Annotated in this window: 21 protein-coding genes, 2 tRNA genes and 1 pseudogene; 13 read left to right on the top strand and 11 right to left on the bottom strand. The window is 65.5% G+C overall.

Annotation, left to right across the window (positions count from 1 at the left end; all coding sequences use genetic code 11):
- Nucleotides 1–193 precede the first annotated feature (193 nt).
- The 5 genes and pseudogenes from ACYQML_RS06885 to ACYQML_RS06865 form a co-directional block, all read right to left on the bottom strand.
- Entirely contained in the window at nt 194–535 is a 342-nt protein-coding gene (locus ACYQML_RS06885; protein WP_419953590.1) for a hypothetical protein, read from the bottom strand.
- 103 nt (nt 536–638) lie between these two features.
- Nucleotides 639–2525 (bottom strand): CHASE2 domain-containing protein, encoded by a 1887-nt coding sequence (locus tag ACYQML_RS06880; protein WP_461235087.1) that lies wholly within the window; start codon nt 2523–2525, stop codon nt 639–641.
- On the bottom strand, nt 2522–3043 hold the full coding sequence (locus ACYQML_RS06875; RefSeq protein WP_461235086.1) for a FecR domain-containing protein: 522 nt from the start codon (nt 3041–3043) through the stop codon (nt 2522–2524). The genes ACYQML_RS06880 and ACYQML_RS06875 overlap by 4 nt, the downstream gene beginning before the upstream one ends.
- A 22-nt stretch (nt 3044–3065) precedes the next feature.
- Nucleotides 3066–3746 carry a Crp/Fnr family transcriptional regulator gene (locus ACYQML_RS06870; RefSeq protein WP_207410983.1) on the bottom strand — a complete coding sequence of 227 codons (681 nt, stop codon included), beginning with the start codon at nt 3744–3746 and terminating at the stop codon, nt 3066–3068.
- Between the two features lie 502 nt (nt 3747–4248).
- A pseudogene (locus tag ACYQML_RS06865) lies at nt 4249–4923 on the bottom strand (SDR family oxidoreductase); the annotation flags it as partial.
- Between ACYQML_RS06865 and ACYQML_RS06860 the strand changes: the two are divergent.
- Nucleotides 4895–5149, top strand: coding sequence for a winged helix-turn-helix transcriptional regulator (locus ACYQML_RS06860; RefSeq protein WP_419953588.1), 255 nt, complete (start codon nt 4895–4897; stop codon nt 5147–5149). The pseudogene ACYQML_RS06865 and the gene ACYQML_RS06860 sit on opposite strands and share 29 nt — an antisense overlap.
- Before the next feature lie 170 nt (nt 5150–5319).
- On the opposite strand, the gene ACYQML_RS06855 is transcribed toward ACYQML_RS06860, so the two are convergent.
- Nucleotides 5320–6495 (bottom strand): GAF domain-containing protein, encoded by a 1176-nt coding sequence (locus ACYQML_RS06855; RefSeq protein ID WP_244478103.1) that lies wholly within the window; start codon nt 6493–6495, stop codon nt 5320–5322.
- A gap of 278 nt (nt 6496–6773) precedes the next feature.
- Between ACYQML_RS06855 and ACYQML_RS06850 the strand changes: the two genes are divergently transcribed.
- Nucleotides 6774–8396: a GMC family oxidoreductase gene (locus ACYQML_RS06850; protein ID WP_461235085.1), complete on the top strand. Its 1623-nt coding sequence runs from the start codon at nt 6774–6776 to the stop codon at nt 8394–8396.
- Between the two features lie 378 nt (nt 8397–8774).
- Nucleotides 8775–9857, top strand: a complete 1083-nt coding sequence (locus tag ACYQML_RS06845) for a methyltransferase domain-containing protein (RefSeq protein ID WP_461235084.1) — start codon at nt 8775–8777, stop codon at nt 9855–9857.
- 566 nt (nt 9858–10423) lie between these two features.
- Here the strand turns inward: ACYQML_RS06845 and ACYQML_RS06840 are convergent.
- Nucleotides 10424–10498, bottom strand: a tRNA-Gly gene (locus ACYQML_RS06840).
- A gap of 240 nt (nt 10499–10738) precedes the next feature.
- On the opposite strand from ACYQML_RS06840, the gene ACYQML_RS06835 reads away from it, so the two are divergent.
- The 3 genes from ACYQML_RS06835 (at nt 10739) to ACYQML_RS06825 (ending at nt 11792) form a co-directional block, all read left to right on the top strand.
- The gene (locus ACYQML_RS06835) at nt 10739–11425 is read left to right on the top strand and encodes a Maf-like protein (RefSeq protein WP_419953584.1); all 687 of its coding nucleotides are present in this window, start codon (nt 10739–10741) and stop codon (nt 11423–11425) included.
- On the top strand, nt 11422–11616 hold the full coding sequence (locus tag ACYQML_RS06830) for a DNA gyrase inhibitor YacG (protein WP_207410979.1): 195 nt from the start codon (nt 11422–11424) through the stop codon (nt 11614–11616). The genes ACYQML_RS06835 and ACYQML_RS06830 overlap by 4 nt, the downstream gene beginning before the upstream one ends.
- A gap of 100 nt (nt 11617–11716) precedes the next feature.
- Nucleotides 11717–11792 (top strand) — tRNA-Phe (locus ACYQML_RS06825).
- Nucleotides 11793–12061: 269 nt separating this feature from the next.
- Here ACYQML_RS06825 and ACYQML_RS06820 read toward each other — a convergent pair.
- The 3 genes from ACYQML_RS06820 to sfnG form a co-directional block, all read right to left on the bottom strand.
- Nucleotides 12062–12532, bottom strand: coding sequence for a hypothetical protein (locus tag ACYQML_RS06820; RefSeq protein ID WP_461235083.1), 471 nt, complete (start codon nt 12530–12532; stop codon nt 12062–12064).
- Nucleotides 12533–12840: 308 nt separating this feature from the next.
- Nucleotides 12841–14091, bottom strand: a complete 1251-nt coding sequence (locus tag ACYQML_RS06815) for an SfnB family sulfur acquisition oxidoreductase (protein ID WP_461235082.1) — start codon at nt 14089–14091, stop codon at nt 12841–12843.
- A gap of 270 nt (nt 14092–14361) precedes the next feature.
- Nucleotides 14362–15471, bottom strand: a complete 1110-nt coding sequence (gene sfnG, locus ACYQML_RS06810; RefSeq protein WP_461235081.1) for a dimethylsulfone monooxygenase SfnG — start codon at nt 15469–15471, stop codon at nt 14362–14364.
- A gap of 522 nt (nt 15472–15993) precedes the next feature.
- Here sfnG and ACYQML_RS06805 point away from each other — a divergent pair.
- The 5 genes from ACYQML_RS06805 (at nt 15994) to ACYQML_RS06785 (ending at nt 21371) form a co-directional block, all read left to right on the top strand.
- Nucleotides 15994–17151: a complex I NDUFA9 subunit family protein gene (locus tag ACYQML_RS06805; protein WP_461235080.1), complete on the top strand. Its 1158-nt coding sequence runs from the start codon at nt 15994–15996 to the stop codon at nt 17149–17151.
- Nucleotides 17152–17330: 179 nt separating this feature from the next.
- Nucleotides 17331–17492, top strand: a complete 162-nt coding sequence (locus tag ACYQML_RS06800; RefSeq protein WP_461235079.1) for a hypothetical protein — start codon at nt 17331–17333, stop codon at nt 17490–17492.
- A gap of 357 nt (nt 17493–17849) precedes the next feature.
- On the top strand, nt 17850–18776 hold the full coding sequence (gene ppk2, locus ACYQML_RS06795) for a polyphosphate kinase 2 (RefSeq protein WP_056428132.1): 927 nt from the start codon (nt 17850–17852) through the stop codon (nt 18774–18776).
- A gap of 122 nt (nt 18777–18898) precedes the next feature.
- Nucleotides 18899–19693, top strand: coding sequence for an enoyl-CoA hydratase/isomerase family protein (locus ACYQML_RS06790; RefSeq protein WP_461235078.1), 795 nt, complete (start codon nt 18899–18901; stop codon nt 19691–19693).
- Nucleotides 19694–19862: 169 nt separating this feature from the next.
- Nucleotides 19863–21371, top strand: coding sequence for a carbohydrate porin (locus tag ACYQML_RS06785; protein ID WP_461235077.1), 1509 nt, complete (start codon nt 19863–19865; stop codon nt 21369–21371).
- A 91-nt stretch (nt 21372–21462) separates the two neighbouring features.
- On the opposite strand, the gene ACYQML_RS06780 is transcribed toward ACYQML_RS06785, so the two are convergent.
- Nucleotides 21463–21912: a MarR family winged helix-turn-helix transcriptional regulator gene (locus ACYQML_RS06780; protein ID WP_461235076.1), complete on the bottom strand. Its 450-nt coding sequence runs from the start codon at nt 21910–21912 to the stop codon at nt 21463–21465.
- Nucleotides 21913–22138: 226 nt separating this feature from the next.
- On the opposite strand from ACYQML_RS06780, the gene ACYQML_RS06775 reads away from it, so the two are divergent.
- Together ACYQML_RS06775 and ACYQML_RS06770 are read left to right on the top strand one after the other, a co-directional pair.
- Nucleotides 22139–22438 (top strand): hypothetical protein, encoded by a 300-nt coding sequence (locus ACYQML_RS06775; protein WP_461235075.1) that lies wholly within the window; start codon nt 22139–22141, stop codon nt 22436–22438.
- A 356-nt stretch (nt 22439–22794) separates the two neighbouring features.
- A complete protein-coding gene (locus tag ACYQML_RS06770; protein ID WP_461235074.1) occupies nt 22795–23022 on the top strand; it encodes a hypothetical protein in 228 nt (75 codons plus the stop codon).
- Nucleotides 23023–23038 lie beyond the last annotated feature (16 nt).

The raw sequence follows: 23038 nt of genomic DNA, 5'->3' as shown, positions 1-23038 counted from the left end.
CAATTTGTTTTCAACGCGATAGCATTGTCTTTCACGAGGCTCGCGAGATCTCCGCAACGGCCGAGGCCAGCGTGCCGAAACGCGCCCCGTCGTCCCCGCAAGGCGTGATGCGGCGAAGAGAGTGTCCGGGCCGCCGCCGTGCGTACGGCGGCGGCCGTTCTACGGTTCGAAACCTGAAGAGCTTGGCGCCCGATCAGCCGCAGACGCGCTCGTAACCGTCGAACAAGGGCGTGTAGACGGTGCGGCAATCGCCGAAATCGGAGCTGAGAAAGTCGCCGCTTGCGGGAGCGACCCAGGGGAGCCCGCCGAAGCGCTGGCGGAGCCCGCGGTGGTAGAAACGTCGATCATGCCCGAACCGCCCGTACCCGAACCGCCCGTGCCCGAACCCGCGGTGACCGAAGCCTCCATGATGGCCAAAGCCGCCGTGAAAGCCGCCGTGTCTGAACCCGCGGGCATCCGCACTGAGACTACCGGCAGCCAAAGTCGCGAGCGCGAGACCGGCTGCAATCATCATCTTCGTCGAATTTGTCTTCATCGTGCTTCTCCCTGTTGGGGTGGAAGCACTCTGCCCTCGATGATGATTGATCTCTGTGATCTGGGTCACGAATACCTGAGCGTTCGCCTCGGCTCGAAGAATATCACGGCGGAGGTGGATCGTGCCGCAGCCAAACCTCTATCGGCTGAGCGCGTCCACGGATGGCCGCAATCTGTTGCTCGTCGAAAATGTCATCCGGTGTATCGATGCCGGCGGCTTTCAGCAGATCGGCGCTCACGGCGAGGCGTGACGTTCTCTCGGAGGCCACCGCCAGCAGGCGGCTCGCGACGTTGACCGTATCGCCTGTCGCCGTGATGTGCTGATTGGTGTCGCTTCCGAGGCGCGAGAGAATGACCGGCCCGTAATGAGCGCCGATGCGCACATCGAGCGCGCGTCCTGCGCCCGCCAGTTCAAGGTCGCGTGCGATCCAATCCCGGGTGCGTCGGATGAGGTCTTCGGTTGCCCGCACGGCGTTTTCCGCTCGCGCCGGATCGGGGTCCAATGCGCCGAACACGACCATCGCGCCGTCGCCCATGAAATTGACGACGAGACCTCCGTGTGACGAGGCCGTCTCGTCCACGAGATCGTGAAACGTCTTGAGGATGTTGCGGGTGCGCACCGGGCCAAGGCGCTCGCTCTGGCGAGTGAATCCGGTGAGATCGATGAAGAGCACCGGGATCTCGCGCGCGAGGGGCTCAGCGAGATAAGTCGGGTCCCAGGCGAGACGATCCGCGAGGGCTGCGGGTTGAAGCTGGCGCAGGGCCTGTTCCGATTGCGCCAGCCGCACGCCTCGGTGGCGATCCAGTATCTGCCGCGCCACCGCACACAGAAGCATCGGCAGTCCGGCCGCTGCGACTGGCAGGGCGGCGCTCAACCAGATGCCATGGCTAAAGGCGACGGTGCCCACGGCAAACCACGCAGCCAGCAAGATCAGCACGAGAATGGTCGCCGGGCCAGGCGGCGCCAGCGCGATCAGAAGCACGGCGGCGCCCGCGAGAGTCACGGCCGCCAGGGCGTCGAGCCGCCGCACGCGGGCATCGCGCACCAAGCTGTCCCCCGTGGTCAGGTGGGCGATGCCGGTCGCCAATAGTTCTACGCCGGGCATCACCGGATCGAACGCCGTGGCAAAGGTGTCGCTGCCTCCGAGTGCCGTCGCGCCGATCACGACGATGCGGTCGCTCAGAGATGCCACCGCTGCCGTACCATCCAGGAGCGCGGCGGCGCTGAGGGTCCGGATCGTGCGCCGCGGCCCATAGGGACGAAGAGGAAGATGATAGCCGAGATCGAGCGGGATGACGGCAGAGCCGATCCGGACCTGTCCCTCGCCCAGGACCGGATCGGTCCGGGCGGCCAGGGCCGCCGCGCGCAGGACGAAAGCCGTGGCCACGCCCTCATCCGTCATCGCAACCAGGGGAAGGTGCCGCGGCACGCCCGCAGCGTCCTCGGACACATTGACGATCCCCGACAGCGCGGTCGCGCCGATCCCCGGTATCGGCCGGTGCACGGCGGTGGCGACCGGGATACCGTCCTCGTTCGTCACCTCGTTGAAAACGGCCGCCGCCGCCAACACGGCGGGCACCTTGGCAAGGGCAGCGGCGAGGGCACGATCCGCCTCCGGCTGGCGCCCGTCTTCCAGGAACAGAACATCCACGGCGAGCGCGCGCGGGCGGGCGGCGGCGATCGTCTCGATCAGCCGCGCCATCGTCGCGCGCGAGATGGGGAAGCCTCCGTCCCGGCGGACGATGTCGTCGTCGATGGCGACGATCGCGATCTCTTCGGGGGGGGCGCGCCGACCGGCCAGCCGCATGCGCAGGTCCGTCATGGCCGCCTCGACGTGGTCGAGAGGCGTCGCCCGCCCGGCGATGTGCAGATGGGCGAGCCCGCCGCTCCAGCCAAAAGCGGTCACCAACGCAAGGAGGACGAAGCGCCGGGTCACCCGACGGCGGTTCGAGATCGGCTCACGCCCCTGCATCAGGCCCGCTGCTTTCACTGCCCGAAGCGTTCCAGCAAACCTCTGACGCGTTCCTGCGGCCACCGCCGCACGTCCAGGGGCCCCTGGTCCCCGTCGACATCGACGCCCTCACCCGGGGCCAGCGTGACGGAAACGCCCGGCGCGTTACGACGTGCGACGACGACATGGCCGCGAGCCACGAACACCGCCGTTTTGGCGTCGGTCACATCGACGGCGTAGACCGTGCCGCGCACGGAGGCGATCGCGTGGGGCGTGAGGATCTGGAAGCCGCCCTTCCGGGGACGCGAACGGGGCGGCAGGGTCACCAGAACGGCGCGGCCGCCGATCTCGGCGCCTTCCAGTTGCCCGTCGCCGTTCCGATCGATCGGCCGCAGCGTGGCCGACCGCTCGGTTTCCAGTGAAAGACCATCCGTGCAATGCAGGACCCGCAGGGGCGGATCGAAGCGTGTCGTTTCCGTGCAGCGCGTTTGGGCAAGGGCGATACCGGGGACGATGCTGGCCGCGAGTGCCGCCGCGACTCGTGCCGTGTTTTTCATGATTTGGATCCCTTCTGCCGCCTCAGATCCGGGACGGCCCACCGAGGGCCGCCAAACGCTGTGCGAACTTCACATTCACGCGTGAACGCCCAAGATCGATGATGCCGGACCGACGCCAATCCTGAAGAACGCGGTTCACGCTTTCCCGCGCCGCGCCAACATAAGCCGCAAGCTCTTGCTGCGTCACCTGAATCTCGGCACCGTAATCCTCGGACAACATGATCAGTCGGCGTGCCAATCGAGCGTCGAGAGGAAGCAGCGTGGCTTCCTCCATCCGCTCGCTCATCCAGCGCAGTCTTTGGCACAGGAATTCGATGATCCGGACCGCCAGGGTTGCGTCATGCGTGAGAAGGCCAAGGAAGTCCCGCCGCTCGATGACGAAGAGATCCGTCGCCTCGAGTGCGACGGCCTCTGCGGTGCGGGCATGGCCGTCCAGAAGGGCAATCTCGCCGAAGACATCACCGGCCCCGAGGAGATTCAGCGTCACGGACCGCCCCTCCTCGCTGCAAGCGGCGATGCGGATCTGCCCGCGACGGATCGCGTAGAGAGCATCGCCCGGATCGCCCTTCTGGAAAAGTACCTCGTTTCGCGCGACGCTCACCGTCCTGCACAGGCCGGCGATGCTTTGGATGGCTTCCTGGCCCAGTTCGGCGAAGAAAGGATTGGCCGCCAGGATGCGGGTGAGCCTGTGTGGCGTGCTCACGGCCGCGTCCCCTGAAGTCGCGAGGCCGGGCGCACGTTCGGGACCAGACTTCGCAGACAAGCGATACGTCGACGGTCGAACCTCGGACCGGATCTGCGAGGACGGCGCTCCACGCGCAGCGTCGCCCCCAGGGTCTTCTTCGCACCGGAACGGGTACTCCCGCCGAAGGCACTGCTCTGTTTCACCGTCATCGTCCGATCCGTCCTGCAGCCTCGTGTCGGCGCGACGCCTCGCCCTATGGCTCTTCATGGACCGGATCGTCCGTGATGAAGGTCACAGAGCGGCGCAGCCAAGTCGTCGCGCGAGGTTAGGCTCGCATGACGGCCCAATGCACAACGGCGTCTCAGTATCTCTCACCGAACTGCCTTTGCGCCGTCGTGCTCCGAGCGAGGGCCGACCGTGGCCGGGAGTTTCGTGAGCACTCTTGGAGCCGGGAGATCTGGCAAGACCGGTCCTTCGGCAAGACTTGCGCGTCTCCTTCGGCCGGGGCGTCGCGCCTTCCTCACACGGTCGGTATCGTGCCCCCATCGATGATGTATTCGGTCCCGCTGATCGAGGACGCATGGGGTGATACGAGGAACAGGATCAGACTCGCGACTTCCTGGGGCTTTGCGGGGCGTCCGAGTGGGATGCCGCCAATGCTGTTCATGATGATCTGCTTGCCCCCTTCATAATCCGTCCCCGCTTCGGCCGCGAGGCGTTCCGCCAGCTGGATCGATGCTTCGGTCTCGACCCATCCCGGAGAGATGCGAACGACCCTGACGCCTTTGGGCGAGACCTCCCTGGACAAGGCCTTGCTGTAGGTGGAGAGCGCGCCTTTCGCCGCGGCGTAGGCGGTGGTGGATTCCGGCAGGGGGAGCTGGCGCTGGATCGACGTGACATGCACGACGATTCCGTGCCCACGCTCGACCATGGCAGGGACAAGGGCTCGGTCGAGGCGGACCGCCGCCATCAGGTTCTGTTGTATCTCCCTGTCCCAGGTCTCGTCGTCGAGCGCCGAAAAGCCGCCGCCCGGGGCGCTCGAGCCGCCGAGTACGTTGACGATGATGTCGACACCCCCGAACGCCGCAATCGCTGCCCGGGCCAAGTCGGAGCAGCCAGCGGATGACAGCAGGTCCGCCGCGACGAATTCCACACCGTCCGGTAGGTTGGCTGGTCTTGCGCGAGCGCTCGTCATTCAGCGTCTCCGGTTCTCCGATCTCGAGCGCGCGATCCCGGCGATTTCACAAAAGATGCTGGTTCAGCGGTTACGAGGGTTGGAAGCAGACGGAATCGTGACACGCCTCGTCCACCATCAGGTTCCGCCGAAAGTCGAGTATAGCTTCACGGAGTGGGGGCAATCGTTGTGCCCGATGCTGGACGCGCTTCTGAAATGGGCCGCTGCGCCAGACACGCAGGAATAAGATCGCGCCGCGGAATCGTCATGCTCAGCAACGGCGGAATTGCTTCGATCACCCGGCCGGATTGAGCCGCAGACGGCCTAACGGGTCGCTCGACGAAGACGCGGGACGCTGCACCAAAGGGGAGATTTGAAGAAAGGCGGGCAACCTAACCTATGCCCCGCCTTGCGCCCTCAAGCCCGAGATCGAGCGTGAGGTTTCACCGCATGCTGCGCAGCAGGAGCGCGGCCTCGGGCCGAGTCATGCCGTCCCTCCCTTCGGAGCGCTTCTCGCAATTGCCGCTCGGTCGCCCGCAGGCGGACCTCGGAGGAGGCCAGAGCGGCAAGCGCCGACAGAGCCTGCGCCTCACGCTCATCGAGCACGCGCTGCTTGTAGTCGATCACGCACAGCGCGCCGACGGGGAAACCTTCGTTGTCGAGGACGGGAACGCCCGCGTAGAAGCGGAACCCAGGATCGCCCGCAACGGCCGGATTATTGTTGAACCGAGGGTCCTTTGCGAGATCCTCCACTGAGAAGACCCCTTTTTGCAGAATCGTATAGTTGCAGAACGCCCAACTCCGCGGCGTCTCCGGAAGGTCGAGCCCAAGGCGTGACTTGAACCATTGCTGCGTCGGCGTGAGCAGGGTCAGCAGCGAGATCGGTGCTTTCAGTGTCTGGCTGGCAAGCCATGTCAGGCGATCGAAGGTCTCCTCGGGCGCCGTGCCCAGGAGCCCGGATCGTTCCAACGCCACAAGCCTCTGGCCCTCGTTGAGGGCGACTGGGAAGGGCAAGGCCCCGGGCGGCAGTGCCGTCTGCCCCGTATCAGCCAACGACCGGCGGACGGCCGCTACCGCCTGTTCGGGGGTATCGATGGCGATCACCCGATCGAGCCCATCTGTCTTCCTCGCCTGCACGGAGGCACCCACGGCCAGAATGTGGCTGTGACCTAAGGAGGGGTTGGCCACGAGACTGTGCAGGAGGCCGGACCGCTCGACATCCCCATCCGCAAGATCGACCACGATGGCATGGGGACGGGCCGAGCCGAGCGCGAACAGCGCGGCATGAAGATCTTCGAAGATCTCAGCCTCGCATTCGGGGACGGCGGCGAACACTTCCTCGTAGGATCGAATCCGATCTCCCGGTGTGATGACGATCACAGTGGCGGAGGCCGAGGGCGTGCCACATCCACCACCCTCGATGAGCGCTTCGATATCCGTCCGATACACACGGCGATGCCCACCCGGCGTCTTCCAAGACGGAACCGAGCCCCCCTCGATGAGCAGCTGAGCTGTGCGGACTGAAACGCCGAGCAGCTTGGCCGTCTGGGCCGTGGTGAGGATGTCCTTCTCCATCGCCTTCACTGTGTCCACCTGCCGATCCCGCCGACGCGAACGGCGCCGTCGGCAGCAAAAAACGAGCCCTAGCAGGGAAGCCGTCCCCGCGCAAAATTGGCATATTTGCTAAATCTGATAGATTTGATATAGCGACGCTTCCCTGTAGCGGTTCAGCTAAGAGCCTCAGACGGGTGCACCGTCTCCCGAAGCCGGACCCCAGCAACTTCAGCATTTCGCAGCGGAAGCCACCGAAGACCGGGGGAGATTGTCTTTGTCCCTAGTGACCACAGTTTTACGGAAGAAGGAGGCATGAAATGGTGAGCCACCCCTTTGATGAAGACCGGGATTTGTCTCGTCGTGCGCGGGAGAACCAAGGGCGCCTGATCGCCGAGTTGAAGCCGCACTACGATTTCATCGTGTGCGGCGCTGGCGCGTCGGGCTCCGTCGTCGCACGGCGGCTCGCGGAGAACTCCGAAGCGCAGGTGCTGTTGATCGAAGCCGGCGGCAGCGATGACGCGGAGGCTGTGCTCGACCCCGCTCAATGGCCCGCCAATCTGGGCAGCGAGCGGGATTGGGGTTTCCAGGCGCAACCGAACCCGCATCTGAACGGTCGTGCCCTGTCGATGTCGATGGGCAAAGGTCTCGGGGGTGGCTCCAGCATCAACGTCATGGTGTGGGCGCGCGGGCATCGCAGCGACTGGGATTTCTTCGCCGAAGAGGCAGGCGATCCTGGCTGGGGTTACGACAACGTCCTCGAGATCTACCGTCGGATCGAGAATTGGCAGGGGACGCCCGATCCCACCTATCGCGGCCAATCGGGTCCGGTCTGGGTCCAGCCCGCCTCTGATCCCAGTCCCATTGCATACGCGATGCTCGATGCCGCCCGCGAGATCGGTATCCCGACCTTCGAGCACCCGAACGGCCTGATGATGGAGGGGCCGGGCGGCGCCTCTATCTCGGACATGCTGGTCCGCGACGGCCGGCGCCAGTCGCTTTACCGGGCCTATATCCGCCCCTGGCTCGACCGCCCCAACCTGACGGTCTTGACCGACACGACCGTTCGGCGAGTGCTGATCGAGAATCCGCGCGCCGTTGGTGTCGAGGTGGTTCGCGCCGGGCAGGTCCTCACGATCCACGCCCGGTCCGAGGTCGTGCTGTCACTGGGCGCGATCCAGACGCCCAAGGTCCTGATGCATTCGGGCATCGGAGATCAGGCGGAACTGACCCGTATGGGAATACCGGTGCTGCAGCATCTGCCGGGCGTCGGGCAAAACCTTCAAGACCACCTGTCCTTCGGATGCATCTGGAATTACGAAGAGCCGATCGCCCCGCGTAACAGCGGCAGCGAGGCCACCCTGTACTGGAAGAGTCGTCCGGAACTCGATGCGCCGGACGTGTTGTTCTGCCAAGTCGAATTTCCCGTCCCAAGCGAGCGGACCGCGGCGCGCGGTGTGCCGGCGCATGGCTGGACGATGTTCGCCGGTCTCGCGCATCCGGCGAGCCGCGGCCGGCTGCGTCTGACGAGCGCCGACCCCTCGGTGCCGATGGCGATCGAGGCCAACATGATGTCCGAGCCCGCGGATATGGCAACGGCCCTCAGATGCGTCGATCTCTGCCGCCAATTGGGAAATGCTCACGCGTTCCGGCCTTTTGTCCGCGACGAGGCCATGCCCGGCGACCTCAAGGGTGACGCGCGCGAAGACTTCGTCCGTGATGCCGCGGTCACCTACTGGCACCAGAGCTGCACGGCCAAGATGGGCCGTGACGCGATGTCGGTCGTCGATGCATCGCTGAAGGTTTACGGGATCGAATCCCTGCGTATCGCAGATGCCTCGGTCATGCCGCGTGTGACCACGGGGAATACTCAAGCGCCCTGCGCCATTATCGGGGAGCGGGCTGCACAGATGATCCACCAGGCTCACGGCCTATCATCGTAGCGCAGCCATGCGCCGCGCCGACGGACGGCGTTCGCGGTGAGGATATCGGCAGGATGGCGGTTCCTGGATGCTCGGTCATCGACACGATTGTCCCAGGTCTTGGCGCCATCCTGCGTGATGCCGTGAGCCGAGAACGGATGATTTCATGCATCGTCGAGCAGATGCATAGCATCATATCGGCATCATCAGAATTTTTGTCAGTGCTCCAGGCTCAAGCGCGCTTGTCGTCTACGAAATTTCGAATGATCGCCGGCCGGTCATCTCCGCGCGCATGAATCGATCTTGATCCAGGCACATCGGATCGGTCGCAATCATGCGAGATCCTTCTCATTCACAGGTCACGACCAAGTGTCGCGATCGTCGCACTGGTGGTCCCCGATGAACGTCCATGCTGTCGAACGCAAGCTGCGGCAAATGGGAGATGAGGCAAGGGGGCTCGCCGTGATCGGTGCGGTCTTACGCGTGCGGCAAGGAGCGGCAAAGGTTCATCCGGAGGTAGAGCGCCGTCTGCTCGATGCGGTCGCCGCCTTGGTGCCGGGAGGCCTGGATGAGCTCGATCAGGAGCGGATGTCCGCTCTGCTGACATCCGCCACCCACGCGCTGGAGGAAGCACGGGATCTGCTCGAGCATCCGGACAGGCCTCCGCTCTGGCAGGTCAGCGATCCTGCGATGCTGCAGGCCCAAGGCCAAGCCTCGCGCGGCGTCGTACGGCGCTTGGCAGCCTTGGCGGCGGAGCGTCCAGCGCTCGCGGCCGCGCTTGGCGGGCATTTCCTGGACGTCGGCACCGGTGTCGCCGGCATCGCCCTGGAGGCGGCTGCGCAATGGCCTTCGCTGCATGTCGTTGGTTTGGACATCTGGAAGCCCGCCCTCGATTTGGCCCGCGAGAACGTGGCGGCGAGCCCTTTTGGCAGCCGCATCGAACTTCGCCTGCAGGATGTGACCCGTTTCGATGAAGTGGCGGGCAACTCGCTGACATGGCTCCCGACGCCCTTCCTTTCGCAGGACGCGGCCCGGACAGCGCTCGATCGACTGACGGCTGCTCTCCGACCGAAGGGATATCTGGTCGTGGGGCTCTATGGCCCGCCGGCGGAGCCCATCGGAGCCGCACTGGCGGCCCTGCGGTTGGCCCGGAGTGGCGGGCATCTGTGGGATTGTCACGACATGGAGGTGAACTGCGCTCCCGCGGGTTCACTGCTGTCGAGACCTGTCGCGGACAGCCGGTGTCGCTCGTCATGGGACAGGGCGCATAAAGCGCTCATCCCTCAGCCTGACCCGGTACGCCCGTGCCGCCATCGCCGACTGGTCCGGCATCGGCGACGCGTGCGGCGACCCCGCCCCGGTCACCCCGGAGAACATCGACGCCCTGATGGCCCGTCGGGTGGCTTACGAGCGGTGGACCGGCTCGTGTTCACCCCGGCCCTCGACGCGAACACCGACCAGGCCGTCGACGCCGCGGCCTGAGATCCACCGCATATCGTCCTGAGCGGGCGCCGGTGGGTGAACGGCCTGACTTGGTCTAATATCGCGACCGACCTCGTGGTGAGGAAGGCGACGGCGAAGGCGGGCGTCTTCGCCGCTCACGATGTGAAGCTCTGCCCCCTCGTAGTGACCTTACCGGACAAGGTGCCGGTTGATCGCCGCGTCGGTCCGTTGATCTTAGACGAGACAGCCGGCCGGCCCTTCGCCGAGTCCGCTAAGGGCGCGAATGGCGAATCATCGCGAAGGCCGCAGGAGTGCCGGACCATGTCTGGAACGTGGACGCCAGGTCAGGAGCGATCACGGAAGCTGAGGATGCTGGCGCAGATCTCGACCACATCGGGTCGGCTGCGGCGCACGCACGGACATCGACGACGCAGCGCTACTCGCGCGGCGCAGGCGGAAAATCACGGGCAGCAGCGAATCTTCGGGTCGCGCATCGGGCCGTGAAGAACGGGGCCTGAACAGGCCTTGGGGAACGCGACGGCGAACATGAGGAACGCGAGATCAGCGGAAGGGGGCCAGAAAATCTGACGCTTCAACGAGTTAGTTGGAGCGGGCGATCGGGATCGAACCGACGACATTCAGCTTGGGAAGCTGACGTTCTACCACTGAACTACGCCCGCATGCCGGTTGCGGGAGGGCCTCGACAGCCTCCCCTCGTCCAGCGGAGCGGACCATATCAGAGCGGCCCGCTTTGTCCACGGCCTGGCCATGGCGCGGCGCGACGGTTTGCGTTTCCAAGGAGCGGGCTTTCCGATAGCGTACCGGCCGGTCCGGCATGTCGATCCGGCACGCCGAGCGGGCCTCTCGCGACCGGGTCGGCCCGCCCTCTCCCCCAGCCTGCGGATTGTCAAAAAGCACCAATGGATATCTCTTCCGCGCAGGGCGGCACGCACGCCACGATGAATGACGCCTCCGGCGAGACGCCGCGCGGGGGCCCTCGCCTCGTTCTCGCCTCCGCCTCACCGCGCCGACTGGCGCTGCTGCAGCAAGCGGGCATCGAGCCCGACGCCCTGCTTCCCGCCGATGTCGACGAGACCCCCCACAAATCGGAAGCGCCGCGCGAGCTCGCACGACGCCTCGCCAGGGCCAAGCTCGACGTGGCGGGGGACGCCGCCCGCCGCCGCGACGACATGCGCGACAGCTACATCGTCGCGGCCGATACGGTGGTGGCCGTGGGACGGCGCGTCCTGCCGAAGGCGGAACTGGCCGACGAGGCCACCGATTGCCTGCGCCTGCTCTCCGGGCGCCAGCATCGTGTCTACACGGCGGTCTGCGTGCTCTCGCCCAAGGGAAGCCGCCGCGAGCGTGTGGTGGAGACGCGGGTGCGGTTCAAGCGTCTCTCCGGCCGCGACATCGAGCGCTACATCGCCTCGGACGAGTGGCGGGGCAAGGCGGGCGGCTACGCCATCCAGGGTCTCGCCGGCACCTTCGTGGTCAAGCTCGTCGGCTCGCACAGCGCCGTCGTCGGCCTGCCGCTCTACGAGACGATCAGCCTTCTCGAAGGCGAGGGCTTTCCCGTACGGCAAGGCTGGGGGGCGATGGCATGAGCCGGGCCGTTCCCATCAAGCCGAAGCCGGAGCCGTGCCCGATCTGCCGCAAGCCCGCACAGCCGGAATTCCAGCCCTTCTGCTCGGCCCGCTGCGCCGATATCGACCTTGGTCGCTGGCTCACCGACCGCTACGCGATCCCCACCGATGAGGACGAAACCGAGGACGAGGACCCGCCGCGTTCATCCTGAGCCGATTCCATCGCACGAAGCGCGCAAAGGAGGCTGGACAGGGCCCCGCCACCTCACTATACCCCCGCTCCAGTCGACGGCGCCAAGCGCTTCGGCGGGGGCCCAGGTAGCTCAGTTGGTAGAGCATGCGACTGAAAATCGCAGTGTCGGCGGTTCGACTCCGTCCCTGGGCACCATCTATTTTTTTAAGCCCGTAGTTTCGCTGGATTATCCCGATCGGCTTCCGCACCAGGGTAGCAGGTGAGGGATAAATGAGCGCCGAGCGGGCTAGCCGGACTTTTTCGGCGGTGCGTGTGTAGACCGCGCTTTCCCGGCTTCCGGGCGTCCACCCATAGAGAGCATTGCGCTGGGCCACCGTAGCTCCAGCTTTGGCAGCACGGCGCGCCGGAGTTCCGTAGACCGCGCGTTGACCCCGCTCGCCGTCATCACGAAAGATCTTGTTGAATCAGTTCCCGTACGATTCTTTCGTGAAGGCCCGGCCCTGCTCGCTGATGATGCAGGTGAGATCTCCGGTCGGCGTCGCTGCAATCGACTCGGCCAGCATCCGGAGGATTGGCCGCGGGACGACGTCTCCCGTCTTCGATGGCTCCCCGCTCCGGACGTGTTGGCGACCGATCTTCACCGCATCGCCGCGCCTGAAGCCCGTATGGAGCGACAGGTCGAAGGCGAGGCGCTGGCGGGTGCCGACCGGCCACTTCGCTTCGAACCGGGCTAGTTCGTCGTCTGTCCAGCCAAAGAAGCCCACCTCATCATTCGCGCCCGTCAGCAGCTTGGCGTTGAGGGTCGGGACGATGCCACGCATGGCCTTCAGGAATGTGTTGGCGGCGCGCGGCTTGTCGCGGCGCTTATCCCGGCCGGCGAGAATCCCCCCCCGATCTATGTTTGTCAGAGACTCCGAACCGGCGGTTTCCTGCATCGCGCGGTACACCGTATGCCGCCGCCTGCGCGTGGAGGCGCTGAGGTCTGACCATTCGGCGCTCTCGAGGCATTTCTCGATGAGCCATGAGAGTACCCCTGTGGCTGGCCCTTTGTACCTCGGCGGGCGCTCCCTCGGGCGCGAGGCCGTAGGGTGGCTGCTGCCATTCGCTTCCTGCGCAAAACAGAGCTCGGCCATTTCGGGGAGAACGTCCGCTTCCTTCGTTCGTCGTTGGAAAGCGGACGGGTCACCATTTCACGACGAAATGGTGGGTTCAGGCACGAGCGCCCTTCGTCCGACTCCTTCCGTCAGCTCCAGGCGTGGAACGGCGGGTTCACGCCGTTGAGGGCGTGGTTGCCGATGATCGCGTATTTCCAGCGCACCGGGTCGTGGAGGGTATGGGTGCGGGCGTTGCGCCAGTGCCGGTCGAGGTTGCTCTCGGCCAGGGTCGAGCGGGTGCCGGCGAGCTCGAACAGCTTGCTGCTCGCCTGCACGGCGATCTCGGTGGTGAGCACCTTCGATTCGGCGACGGCGAGCTGGGCCGCAGCCACCGTCTCCGCGCTCGGGTTGGCCACCGCTTCGTCGAGGGCGAGGCCGGCTCTGTCGAGGATGGCTTCGGCCGCATGGAGTCGGATCGTCAGCTCGCCGATCGCCTGGATCGTGTAGGGATCGTCGGAGGCGCGGTCCTGGCCGCTATCGACCCAGGGGCGGGTCTTGGTGCGGACGAAGGCGATGGTGTCGTCGATGGCCTCGCGGGCGATGCCGGCATCCACCGCCGCCTGGATGATCTGGAAGACGGCTCCATCGGAGCGCGGCTGCTCGTAGCCCTCCCAGGCCGGGACGAGATGGCTCTTGGGCACCCGGACGTCGTCGATGAGGACGGTGCCGCTCGCCGTGGTCCGCTGGCCGAAGGCCGACCAGTCGTCGATAACGGTGAGGCCGGGGGCGCCCCTGTCGGCGATGGCGTACCAGGCGCGCCCCTCGCCATCGAGGGCGACGATGGGGACGAGATGGGCGAGCAGCGCCCCCGTCGAATAGAACTTCTTGCCGCGCACGATGACGTGGTCGCCGTCATCGACGAAATGGGTCTTGAAATCGGTGGCGCGCGGGGTGCCGATCTCCGAGAAGGCGTTGCCGAAGCGGGTGCCCTTCAGGACCTCGCCGAACAGCAGCGCCTGCTGCTCCGGGTCGGATACCGTACGGATCGCCGCCACGATGCCGAGGTGGTTCTGCGAGATCTGGCCGATCGAGGGGTCGGCGGCCGAGATGATGGCGACGACCTGCGCTAGGGTCTTGTAGGACACCTCCGGCCCGCCGAAGGCCTTGGGAACGTTGATCGACCAGAGCCCGCTCTGGGAGAACGCGTCGAGCTCGGCATAGGGCCGCCGGTTGGTCTGGTCGCGTTCGGACGCGCCCTCGCGGAACTCCTTGGCGAGGGAATGGGCGACGCGGATCGCCTCGGCATCGTCGCGGATGACATGGGCGGGGGATGCCGGACGGGGAACCGGCGGCGCGCCCCGGGCGGTTTCGAGCGACTGGGCGCTGACGGCGATGTTCATGGATGGCTCCAGGGTACCGGGCAGGCGATGGGCTGGTTTGAACGGGCGTTTGAAGACCTCAGCCGGATCCCCCTCTCGTCGGGGGCGAGGCAAGCGGAGGCGAGGCCGAAGCGAGGGTGAGGGGGCGCATCCGATAGGGGCTCACCCGGACGCGCCTCCTCACCCTCGGCTGCCGCCTCGCCGCAACGACGACGAGGTCGTCGCGGCCCTCTCCCCGCCTGCGGGGAGAGGGGATGCGCGGCTGTCGTCAGCTGGCGCTGGAAAGGCCGCTCAGGCGGCCTCGGCCCGACGCTCGCGCGCGGCTTCGAGCGCCCTCACCTTCGGGATGATGTGCGCGCCGAAATAGGCGACCTCCTCCTGGAAGTGCAGGAAGGCGAGGAGCGCGAGGTCGACGCCGGCATCCTTCAAGGCCACGATACGCTCGGCAATCTGGTCGGGCGTGCCGATCAAGTTGGTCTTGAAGCCGTCATTGTACTGGACGAGATCCTCGAAGCTCGATTTCGCCCAGTTGCCCTCCCCTTCCGGAGAGGCCTTGCCGGCGTTCTTCACCTCGTGGCCGAAGGCCTTCACCGCATCGGGATCGGCGTTGTCGATGATCTCCTGGAGGACGGCGCGGGCCTCTTCCTCGGTGTCGCGGGCGATGACGAAGGCGTTGACGCCGACCTTCACCGAATGGCCGTTGGCCGAGGCCTTGGCTTGGATGTCGTCCACCTGCGCCCGGATCCCCTCCGGCGTGTTGCCGTTGGTGAAGTACCAATCGGAGACGCGGGCCGCCATGTCGCGCGCCGCGCGGGACGAGCCACCCTGGAAGATCTCGGGCTGCGGGTCGGCCGGCTTCGGCTTCAGGGTGTAGTTGGTGTAGCGGTAGAAATCGCCGCGGAAGGTGAAGTCGTCCTGCGTCCAGATTCCGCGCAAGGAGCGGATGAACTCCTCCGAGCGGCGATAACGCTCGTCATGGTCGAGCCAGGGCTCGCCGATGGCGCGGAACTCACCGGAGAACCAGCCCGACACGACGTTGATGGCGATGCGCCCGTTGGTGAGTTGGCTGATCGTCGCGATCTGCTTGGCGGCGATGGTCGGGTTCCAGGGGCCGGGCAGGAGCGCGGCGATGACCTTGAGCTTCGTGGTCACGGCCAGCAGGGCGTGGCTGAACGCCACCGATTCATGCTGGTACTCGGCACCGTAACCGGCGGTGAAGCGAATTTGCGTCAGGGCGTAGTCGAACCCCGCCTCCTCGGCGATCTGTGCGAGGCGGCGATTGTAATCCGCTTGCCAGCTCGTGCGTTGTTCGATCTTGCTGATGATAAGGCCACCGGACACGTTCGGCACCCAATAGGCAAAACGGATCGGCTCCGGAGGGCGATGGCTCGGGCGGGTCATAGTTCTATCCGCGAATGTGAGAAACCAGGCATTCATCTGGAGCGAAAGCCTCAGTTGAATACATTATTGCAGCAAGCACATTATCATTCACTGCTTGTGCTTCGTCTTTGATAGATGAAATCTCTTACAAACCGGCCCTATAGTCAAAGGAATGGAAATACATTTTCTTGCTGCAGATAGGGACAATCTTTCGATAGGCAGCCGTTCAGCGAGAACATTCTATTTCCCCCCCGTCGACCTCGCCTCGGTGAGACGATCACCCGGGGTGCATCGGACGCGTCGCGGAGCCGACCTTCGCCACAGGGTGCCGACCGCCGGCCCCTCCGTGAACGACGGGGTATCGGGGGTTTTCCCTCGCCGAATGTTTCATCGCCGCCTGGGCCTCCCGCGCTGCGGTCAACGGCCCTAGCTATCGATGCGCGAGCGATGGTAATCCCGCGTTCAGTGGTGACGGACAGAGACTCGGCCCCGGCCCGGACAGGGCGTGGCAGGGCATCTCGGATGACAGGTGGGAACCAGGCGATGACCGGCTTCGACGCTTCGACCTCTCCTTTCGCCGGACCGTCATTGCCGCGTCCGTCATCGCAGCTGGTCACCGTCTTCGGCGGTTCGGGCTTCATCGGACGCCATGTGGTGCGGGCGCTGGCCAAGCGCGGCTACCGTATCCGGGTCGCGGTCCGGCGGCCGGACCTCGCCCTGTTCCTGCAGCCTCTCGGCAAGGTCGGGCAGATCGTCGCCGTGCAGGCGAACCTGCGCTACCCGGATTCCATCGCCAGGGCGGTGGAGGGAGCCGACGCGGTGGTGAACCTCGTCGGCATCCTCCAGGAGACCGGCAGGCAGGGATTCCTCACGCTTCAGGCTGAAGGGGCGGGCGAGATCGCCCGTGCCGCCGCCGCAATCGGCGCGCCCCTGGTCCACGTCTCGGCCATCGGGGCGGACCCGCATTCCGACTCTCTCTACGCGCGCTCGAAGGCGCTGGGCGAGGCGAAGGTGCTGGCGGCCCAGCCCCGGGCTGTGGTCCTGCGTCCCTCCCTGGTCTTCGGCCCCGGAGACAGCTTCTTCAACCGTTTCGCGTCGCTCGCCCGCGTGCTCCCGGTCCTCCCCCTCGCCGGAGCCGAGACGCGCTTCCAGCCGGTCTTCGTCGGCGATGTGGCCGAGGCCGTGGCCCGCGCGGTGGACGGGCAGGCCGAGGCCGGCCGCGTCTACGAACTCGGCGGCCCGGAGGTCGAGACCCTCGACGGCCTCGTCCGCTACATGCTGAAGACCACCCGCCGCCGCCGCCTCGTCGTCGACCTGCCCAAGCCCATCGCCATGCTGCAGGCCCGCGTGATCGAGACCGTGGACACGCTGAGCCTCGGCCTGCTGCCGGACAGCCTCAAGCTCACCCGCGACCAGGTCACGCTGCTCCAGACCGACAACGTAGTCTCGGAAGCCGCCAAGGCGGAAGGCCGCACGCTGGACGGGCTCGGCATCCTGCCCACCGCGATGGCCGCCATCGTGCCCGGCTACCTCTGGACCTTCCGCAAGGCGGGCCAGTTCTCGAAGGAGGCCTTCACCGCCTCAGAGGAGGAGGCCGCAGAGCCGTCCTCCCCGCCGGTCGCCCGGCCGAGCGGTCCCCCGATCGGCCCCGATGCGGCGGCCCCGAGCCGGATGGGCGTACGCTGGGGCACGCGGGGATAGTTCACCGTCTGGAGTGGCGGCGCAGAACGGATGAAATCCGAAACCGGACGAATGTTTGAAACAGAGAGGTTGTGTGTAGCCGCGAAGTTTCGTCGTAGCCCGGAGAAAAGCGTCACCTGCATTGGCGTGCAGGGCTGCGCGGCTAGGATGGCACCCAGAAGCTGGCCGGGCACAAACGCGTGGCGTTGATCGATGCCGAAGGGCATGTCCTGGCTTCAGCGAACGTGCAGGATCGCGTTGCGCTGGCTGCCCTTGATGACGGCAAAAAGAGATTGTCCAGCCTGCACTCTGCCAAATTCGACGGCGCCTCACGGTCGAGCGCTGCCAGGATTGGTGCTTGATCCAGGGCACGCGCCACCCCGCCATCGAGAAGCCGCCGGATCAGAGCTGCCCTCATCTTGAGCTTGTCGAAGGATGTCGTGCTGGAACAGCGCCGAGACGTTGAATGAATCTTCGGTGGGCTTCGCCATTGGGGCGGCCCGCACCGACAACGTGCCGAACGCCCTGGATGTCGCAACCAGACGGCTCGCTTGCGTCGCCGTCCTCCCGGCCAAAAATGCCCTCGACAATCCCGCATGAGAATGCAGGCCAATACAGGCTCTAGGGAGCTCGTTGCCGTCGCCGAGGAGGTCTCCTTACTGTCATGCAGTTGTGATCCAAGGGCCTGGATCATTCCCATTCATCAGGAAGGCAATGTTATGGACGGCACGCGCGCCGGGACTCGTCCTTTCGATATCGAGGCTATTCGTCGAGAGATGGCCGACGACTTCGATGAAGAATTGGAGATGGAACTAGAAGACGAGCGCCTTGAGCGACTGGTTAGCGAAATCGATGCAAGCCCGCGTCCGCCCAGCATGGACCGGCGAGTCTATTTCCGTGAGCTGTTTCGGCTCCAACACGAGCTGGTTCGTCTGCAGGATTGGGTCCAGGCCCAGAAGCTCCGCGTGGTCGTGATCTTCGAAGGGCGAGATTCGGCTGGTAAGGGCGGGGCCATCAAGCGCATCACCCAGCGTCTCAATCCGCGCGTCTGTCGCGTTGCCGCGCTTCCGGCTCCCAGCGAGCGCGAGCGCACGCAATGGTATTTCCAGCGCTACGTCGCGCATCTGCCGGCGGGCGGCGAGATCGTGCTGTTCGACCGCTCCTGGTACAATCGCGCCGGCGTCGAGCGCGTGATGGGGTTCTGCACGCCGGACCAGTACGAAGAGTTCTTCCAGTCCGCGCCGGAATTCGAACGCATGTTGGTACGGTCCGGCATCATCGTGTTGAAATACTGGTTCTCGATCACCGATCAGGAGCAGGAACTGCGCTTCAACATGCGCATCCACGATCCCCTGAAGCAGTGGAAGCTCTCACCGATGGACGTCGAATCCCGTCGCCGTTGGGAGGATTATACCAAGGCGAAGGAAGTGATGCTCGCCCGCACGCACATTCCCGAGGCGCCGTGGTGGGTGGTCGAGGCCGTGGACAAGAAGAAGGCCCGCCTCAACTGCATCAGCCATCTCCTCACGCAGATCCCCTATGGCGACGTGGAGCACCCGCCGGTGCATCTGCCCGAGCGCATGCGCCACGAGGATTACGCCCGCCAGCCAGTTCCGCAGGATATGTTCGTCCCGGCGCTGTTCTGATCGGAGCCGAGGGCATCGAAGGCCGCCTGTCCGGTCTCCCTGCGGTTGCCCAAAGCGGCACGGATGGGCAAGACCTGTGTCGAAGAGGCCGATGAACGGCCGGTCCGGCATGGGAACCCCGCATGAGCGCCACCGACGAGATCCTGTTCGAAACCGACGATGCCGGCATCGCCCGCATCGTCCTCAACCGGCCACAGGCACGAAACGCCCTGACCTTCGCGATGTATCAGGGCCTCATCGACCTGTGCGGACGGATCGAGGCGGACGAACGGATCAAGGCTCTCGTCATTACCGGCGCCGGTGAGAAGGCCTTCGCCGCCGGCACCGATATCGCCCAGTTCCGGGACTTCTCCAGCCCGGACGACGCCCTTGGATACGAGCGCTTCATGGACAAGGTCCTCGGCACGCTCGAGCGTCTGCGCGTGCCGGTCATCGCCGCTGTCGCCGGCGCTTGTACCGGCGGCGGTGCCGCCATCGCGGCTTCCTGCGACCTACGCATCGCCACACGCGATGCCCGGTTCGGCTTTCCCATTGCGCGGACGCTCGGCAATTGCCTGTCCATGTCGAACCTTCAGCGCCTGTCCGGCCTCATCGGTCCCGCACGGGTGAAGGACATGATCTTCACCGCTCGGTTGTTCGGCGCGGAGGAGGCGCTTTCGGCCGGTCTCGTCGGCGAAGTCGTGGAAGATGCCGCCGCTCTCGCCGCCAGGGCGACGGAACTCGCGACGCAGCTTGCCGGCCATGCACCGCTGACCCTACGCGCCACGAAGGAAGGTCTGCGCCGCCTCGCCGCCGAGGAGGAGGCATCGGAACGGCCCGACGACGATCTCATCCTCATGTGCTACACGAGCGCCGATTTCCGCGAGGGCATGGAGGCGTTCCTGGCCAAGCGCCCGCCGAACTGGACCGGCAAGTAAGGCGCTCCTCACAGAGCACTGCTCTGAAGCGGATGTGGGAAGCGCGACACACCGGGATAGGGAATCCCTGCGGCCACATCGCTCCCTCGTATCGGTTACAGCTCTGTCACGCTCTGCATGATAGAGCGCGAGCGGGGGTCGGTCGCCCTGGGACACGCTTTTCCGAGGAATGATGCTCCGCTCGTTTCCTCTTGCGACCGTCGCAGCCCTGATGTCCGGCCTTGCCGTGTCTGGCGCCCACGCCCAGACCGCTGCCGAGATTGCGGCACGGCAGGCGCGTCTGGCGCTGGAGGGGCTCGATATCGGCTCACCGCGCGGCGCCGGCGGCGATCCGCAGACGTCGGTGGCGCAGTCGGTGACCTCGGCCAAGCCTTCGGCCAACCTCAACACCTCGATACAGGACCAGCTCGGCCCGTATGGCGACCCCTATGGCCTGCGTTCCTTTCTGAAGACCAAAGGCATCGAGTACAGCCTCACCTATATCGGCGAGAGCTTCGGCAACGCAACGGGCGGTGTACGGCGCGGTGCGATCGTCGAAGGGCGCCTGGATATCCAGTTCGATGCCGACCTCGAGAAGCTGGCAGATTGGCAAGGGGCGACCTTCCACACCAATCTCTACCTCATCCACGGCACCGGCCTGTCGCGCTACTACGTCAACAATTTCATCACCGTGAGCGCCATCGAGGCACTGCCCTCTTCGCGGCTCTACGAAATCTGGCTGGAACAGAAGCTGTTCGACGGACAGTTCGGATTGAAGGTCGGTCAGATCGCGGCCGATACCGAATTCGCCGTGACTCAGACCGGCACGCTGTTCATCAATTCCACCTTCGGCTGGCCCAACATCATGGCGGAGGTGCTGCCGAGCGGCGGTCCGATCTACCCGCTGGCGGTGCCGGCGATCCGGGCGAAATACGTCCCGAACCAGAATTTCTCGCTGCAGGTCGGCGTCTTCGACGGCGATCCAGCAGGGCCTTACCCCAGCGATCTCGATCCTCAGCGCCGCAACCGCACCGGCACGAATTTCCGCACCAGCGATCCCGCCCTCGTCATCGCGGAGGCCGCCTATGCGTACAACATCGCGCAGGGTGATGAGGGCGATCCCGGCACGGTGACGCTGGGGGGCTGGCATCATTTTGGCCGGTTCGACAGCCAGCGTTTCGACGAGGCCGGGCGCTCACTGGCCGATCCGTCCACCACCGGCATCGCCCGGCGCTTTCGCGGCGATAGCGGCCTCTACGGCATCATCGACCAGACCATCTACCGCGAGCCCGATGACCCGAATGACGGTGCCAGTGTGTTCCTGCGCCTGTCCGGTTCGCCCTCTGACCGCAACATCGTGGATTTCTACGCCGATATGGGCATTGCCTATAAGGGCCTCTTCAAGGGACGGTCAGACGACACGATCGGCGTCGCCTTCGCCCTGGCCCGCATCTCGGACAGTGCCCGCGGGTTCGACACCGATGTGATCCGCTTCGGCGGCGCGAGTGGACCCCGTCGGAGCAGCGAGGCCGTGATCGAGGCGACCTATCAGGCCGTCCTCGGACCCGGCGTCACGGTTCAGCCGGACATCCAGTACATCTTTCGCCCGGGCGGCGGCGTGCCCAATCCGCGCGATCCCGATGGCGCCCGGATCAAGAATGCCGCGGTGTTCGGCGTGCGGGCGACGGTGCGTTACTGAGGAGCACCGGTTTCTTGCACCTCGCGAATGTTTCGAGCAAAGTGGGAAGATCTCCGGGCGCGACAAGCCCCGAGTGCCCTGCCGGGCCTGATCACATCGTGAGCGCGGCCACGGCGGCACGGTAAATGGTCTGATCGATCGCGCCGAGATGTTCGGCGCAAGCGGCTTGCGCCTTCTCCCAGAGCGGGTACGCCTGTGCCAAGACTGTGCGACCTTCGTCGGTAAGCAGGATGCGTCTGACGCGCCTGTCGTCCGCATCGGCCTCGATTCTTAGCAGCCCGCGTCGTTCCAGGGGCTTCACGTTCGCGGTGATGGTCGTGCGATCCATCGCTAGGGCCTGTGCCAGCGCGCCGATGGTCGGAGCCTCGTCTCGGACGAGCATCATCAGCAGCGTAAACTGCCAGTTCGAGAGGCCGGTCGGGCGGAGCGCCGCGTCATAGCGCCGGCCAATGGCGCGTGCCGCCTTCTGAGCCGCGAAGCTGAAGCAGGCTTGTTCGACCCTGGCCGCGATCTGTGGAGTGAGGACCGGATGTCCGGTCATACGAAATTCCCCCGGAGTGTTGATACCAACGAGATAATGGCCCTGCGGGTTTTGTACAGCCCCTGCCAAACGAGACCTCCTCGGAATATAATTGATATCAACCTATGTGCGGACGCGCACCGCAGGCCGCGGCGCTACGTTTATATCAACGTTATTGCAACGGGCCGAAGCGTCGGGTCATCGGAAACCTCCCCCGACGAACGCTCACCGAACAGGACGTCGTATCATGACCACTCGCTCCACCTTCATCACCGGCGCCATCCTCACACTCGTCGCCGCTGCCATCGTTCCTGCCAAGGCCGAGCCGGCGAGGTCGTTCGACGCCTGGGGGCATCGCTTCACTGTCCCCGGTACCCAAGCGACCTTGATCGCATCCGCCACCAACTCGCCGAACACCGCTTCCATCGTGCCAAAGCGGTCCTACGCATCGGCCAAGGCGAGCGCAGAGACCGTGGACGCTCCGTCTAAGCCGTCGATCCGCACGCTCAATATCTGGGGTGCACGCGTCGATGCCCCCCGCTACTGACGACAGGGCTGAGAACGACGTCGAAGCTCCACCTCATTGGCGGAGGGCGGCGTCCACCGGCTGCCGATCCGAGGCGCCTCGGCTTCGGGACTTAGGTCTCAAACCCTTGGTGAAGTGACAAGCCCAGCCGATGACGAGACAGGGTGAGACATCCCATCCTGTCTCACGCTTTCGAGCGACGTATGCGGATCGAAACGGCTGGAGACGTAAACGGCCGCGCGGCCCAGTTGGAAGCATCGCATTGATACGGTCGATACCGGATATCGATACTATCTGTTTGATGAATGGTGCGCCGCAAAATATATCGGTCTCACGAAACGGGGCATCGGCCCCGAAACATCAGAGGGATCAATATTATGACCGTTCGTAGCCTTGTCCTCGCCGCTCTCGCCTCCGCCACCCTGGTCGGTACCGCGACCGCCGACGAGCGCATCACCGTCACCCCCACGCTCTATCGGGAGCAGGCCCGCGTCACGGCCGCTGTGCGTCCGGCCTCCGAACTAACCACCACGCCGGCCCTGACCCCGCGTGCTCCCGCGACCCGGCGCATCGTTGCCGAGATCGTCGACCCCCCGACTCGCTAGGGCCGCTCCCGTGAGC

The sequence above is a fragment of the Methylobacterium sp. CM6244 genome, from assembly GCF_054817885.1.
Note: the sequence above shows the minus strand (reverse complement) of the source record. Positions and strands in the feature narration are given on the sequence as shown.

Bases quoted from the DNA above. Each gene is read 5' to 3' on its own strand.
- ACYQML_RS06885 (WP_419953590.1), bottom strand. From the start codon at position 535: ATGAAGACAAATTCGACGAAGATGATGATTGCAGCCGGTCTCGCGCTC.
- ACYQML_RS06875 (WP_461235086.1), bottom strand. From the start codon at position 3,043: ATGAAAAACACGGCACGAGTCGCGGCGGCACTCGCGGCCAGCATCGTC.
- ACYQML_RS06850 (WP_461235085.1), top strand. From the start codon at position 6,774: ATGGTGAGCCACCCCTTTGATGAAGACCGGGATTTGTCTCGTCGTGCG.
- ACYQML_RS06845 (WP_461235084.1), top strand. From the start codon at position 8,775: ATGAACGTCCATGCTGTCGAACGCAAGCTGCGGCAAATGGGAGATGAG.
- ACYQML_RS06835 (WP_419953584.1), top strand. From the start codon at position 10,739: ATGGATATCTCTTCCGCGCAGGGCGGCACGCACGCCACGATGAATGAC.
- ACYQML_RS06830 (WP_207410979.1), top strand. From the start codon at position 11,422: ATGAGCCGGGCCGTTCCCATCAAGCCGAAGCCGGAGCCGTGCCCGATC.
- ACYQML_RS06820 (WP_461235083.1), bottom strand. From the start codon at position 12,532: ATGCAGGAAACCGCCGGTTCGGAGTCTCTGACAAACATAGATCGGGGG.
- ACYQML_RS06815 (WP_461235082.1), bottom strand. From the start codon at position 14,091: ATGAACATCGCCGTCAGCGCCCAGTCGCTCGAAACCGCCCGGGGCGCG.
- sfnG (WP_461235081.1), bottom strand. From the start codon at position 15,471: ATGACCCGCCCGAGCCATCGCCCTCCGGAGCCGATCCGTTTTGCCTAT.
- ACYQML_RS06805 (WP_461235080.1), top strand. From the start codon at position 15,994: ATGACCGGCTTCGACGCTTCGACCTCTCCTTTCGCCGGACCGTCATTG.
- ppk2 (WP_056428132.1), top strand. From the start codon at position 17,850: ATGGACGGCACGCGCGCCGGGACTCGTCCTTTCGATATCGAGGCTATT.
- ACYQML_RS06790 (WP_461235078.1), top strand. From the start codon at position 18,899: ATGAGCGCCACCGACGAGATCCTGTTCGAAACCGACGATGCCGGCATC.
- ACYQML_RS06785 (WP_461235077.1), top strand. From the start codon at position 19,863: ATGATGCTCCGCTCGTTTCCTCTTGCGACCGTCGCAGCCCTGATGTCC.
- ACYQML_RS06780 (WP_461235076.1), bottom strand. From the start codon at position 21,912: ATGACCGGACATCCGGTCCTCACTCCACAGATCGCGGCCAGGGTCGAA.
- ACYQML_RS06775 (WP_461235075.1), top strand. From the start codon at position 22,139: ATGACCACTCGCTCCACCTTCATCACCGGCGCCATCCTCACACTCGTC.
- ACYQML_RS06770 (WP_461235074.1), top strand. From the start codon at position 22,795: ATGACCGTTCGTAGCCTTGTCCTCGCCGCTCTCGCCTCCGCCACCCTG.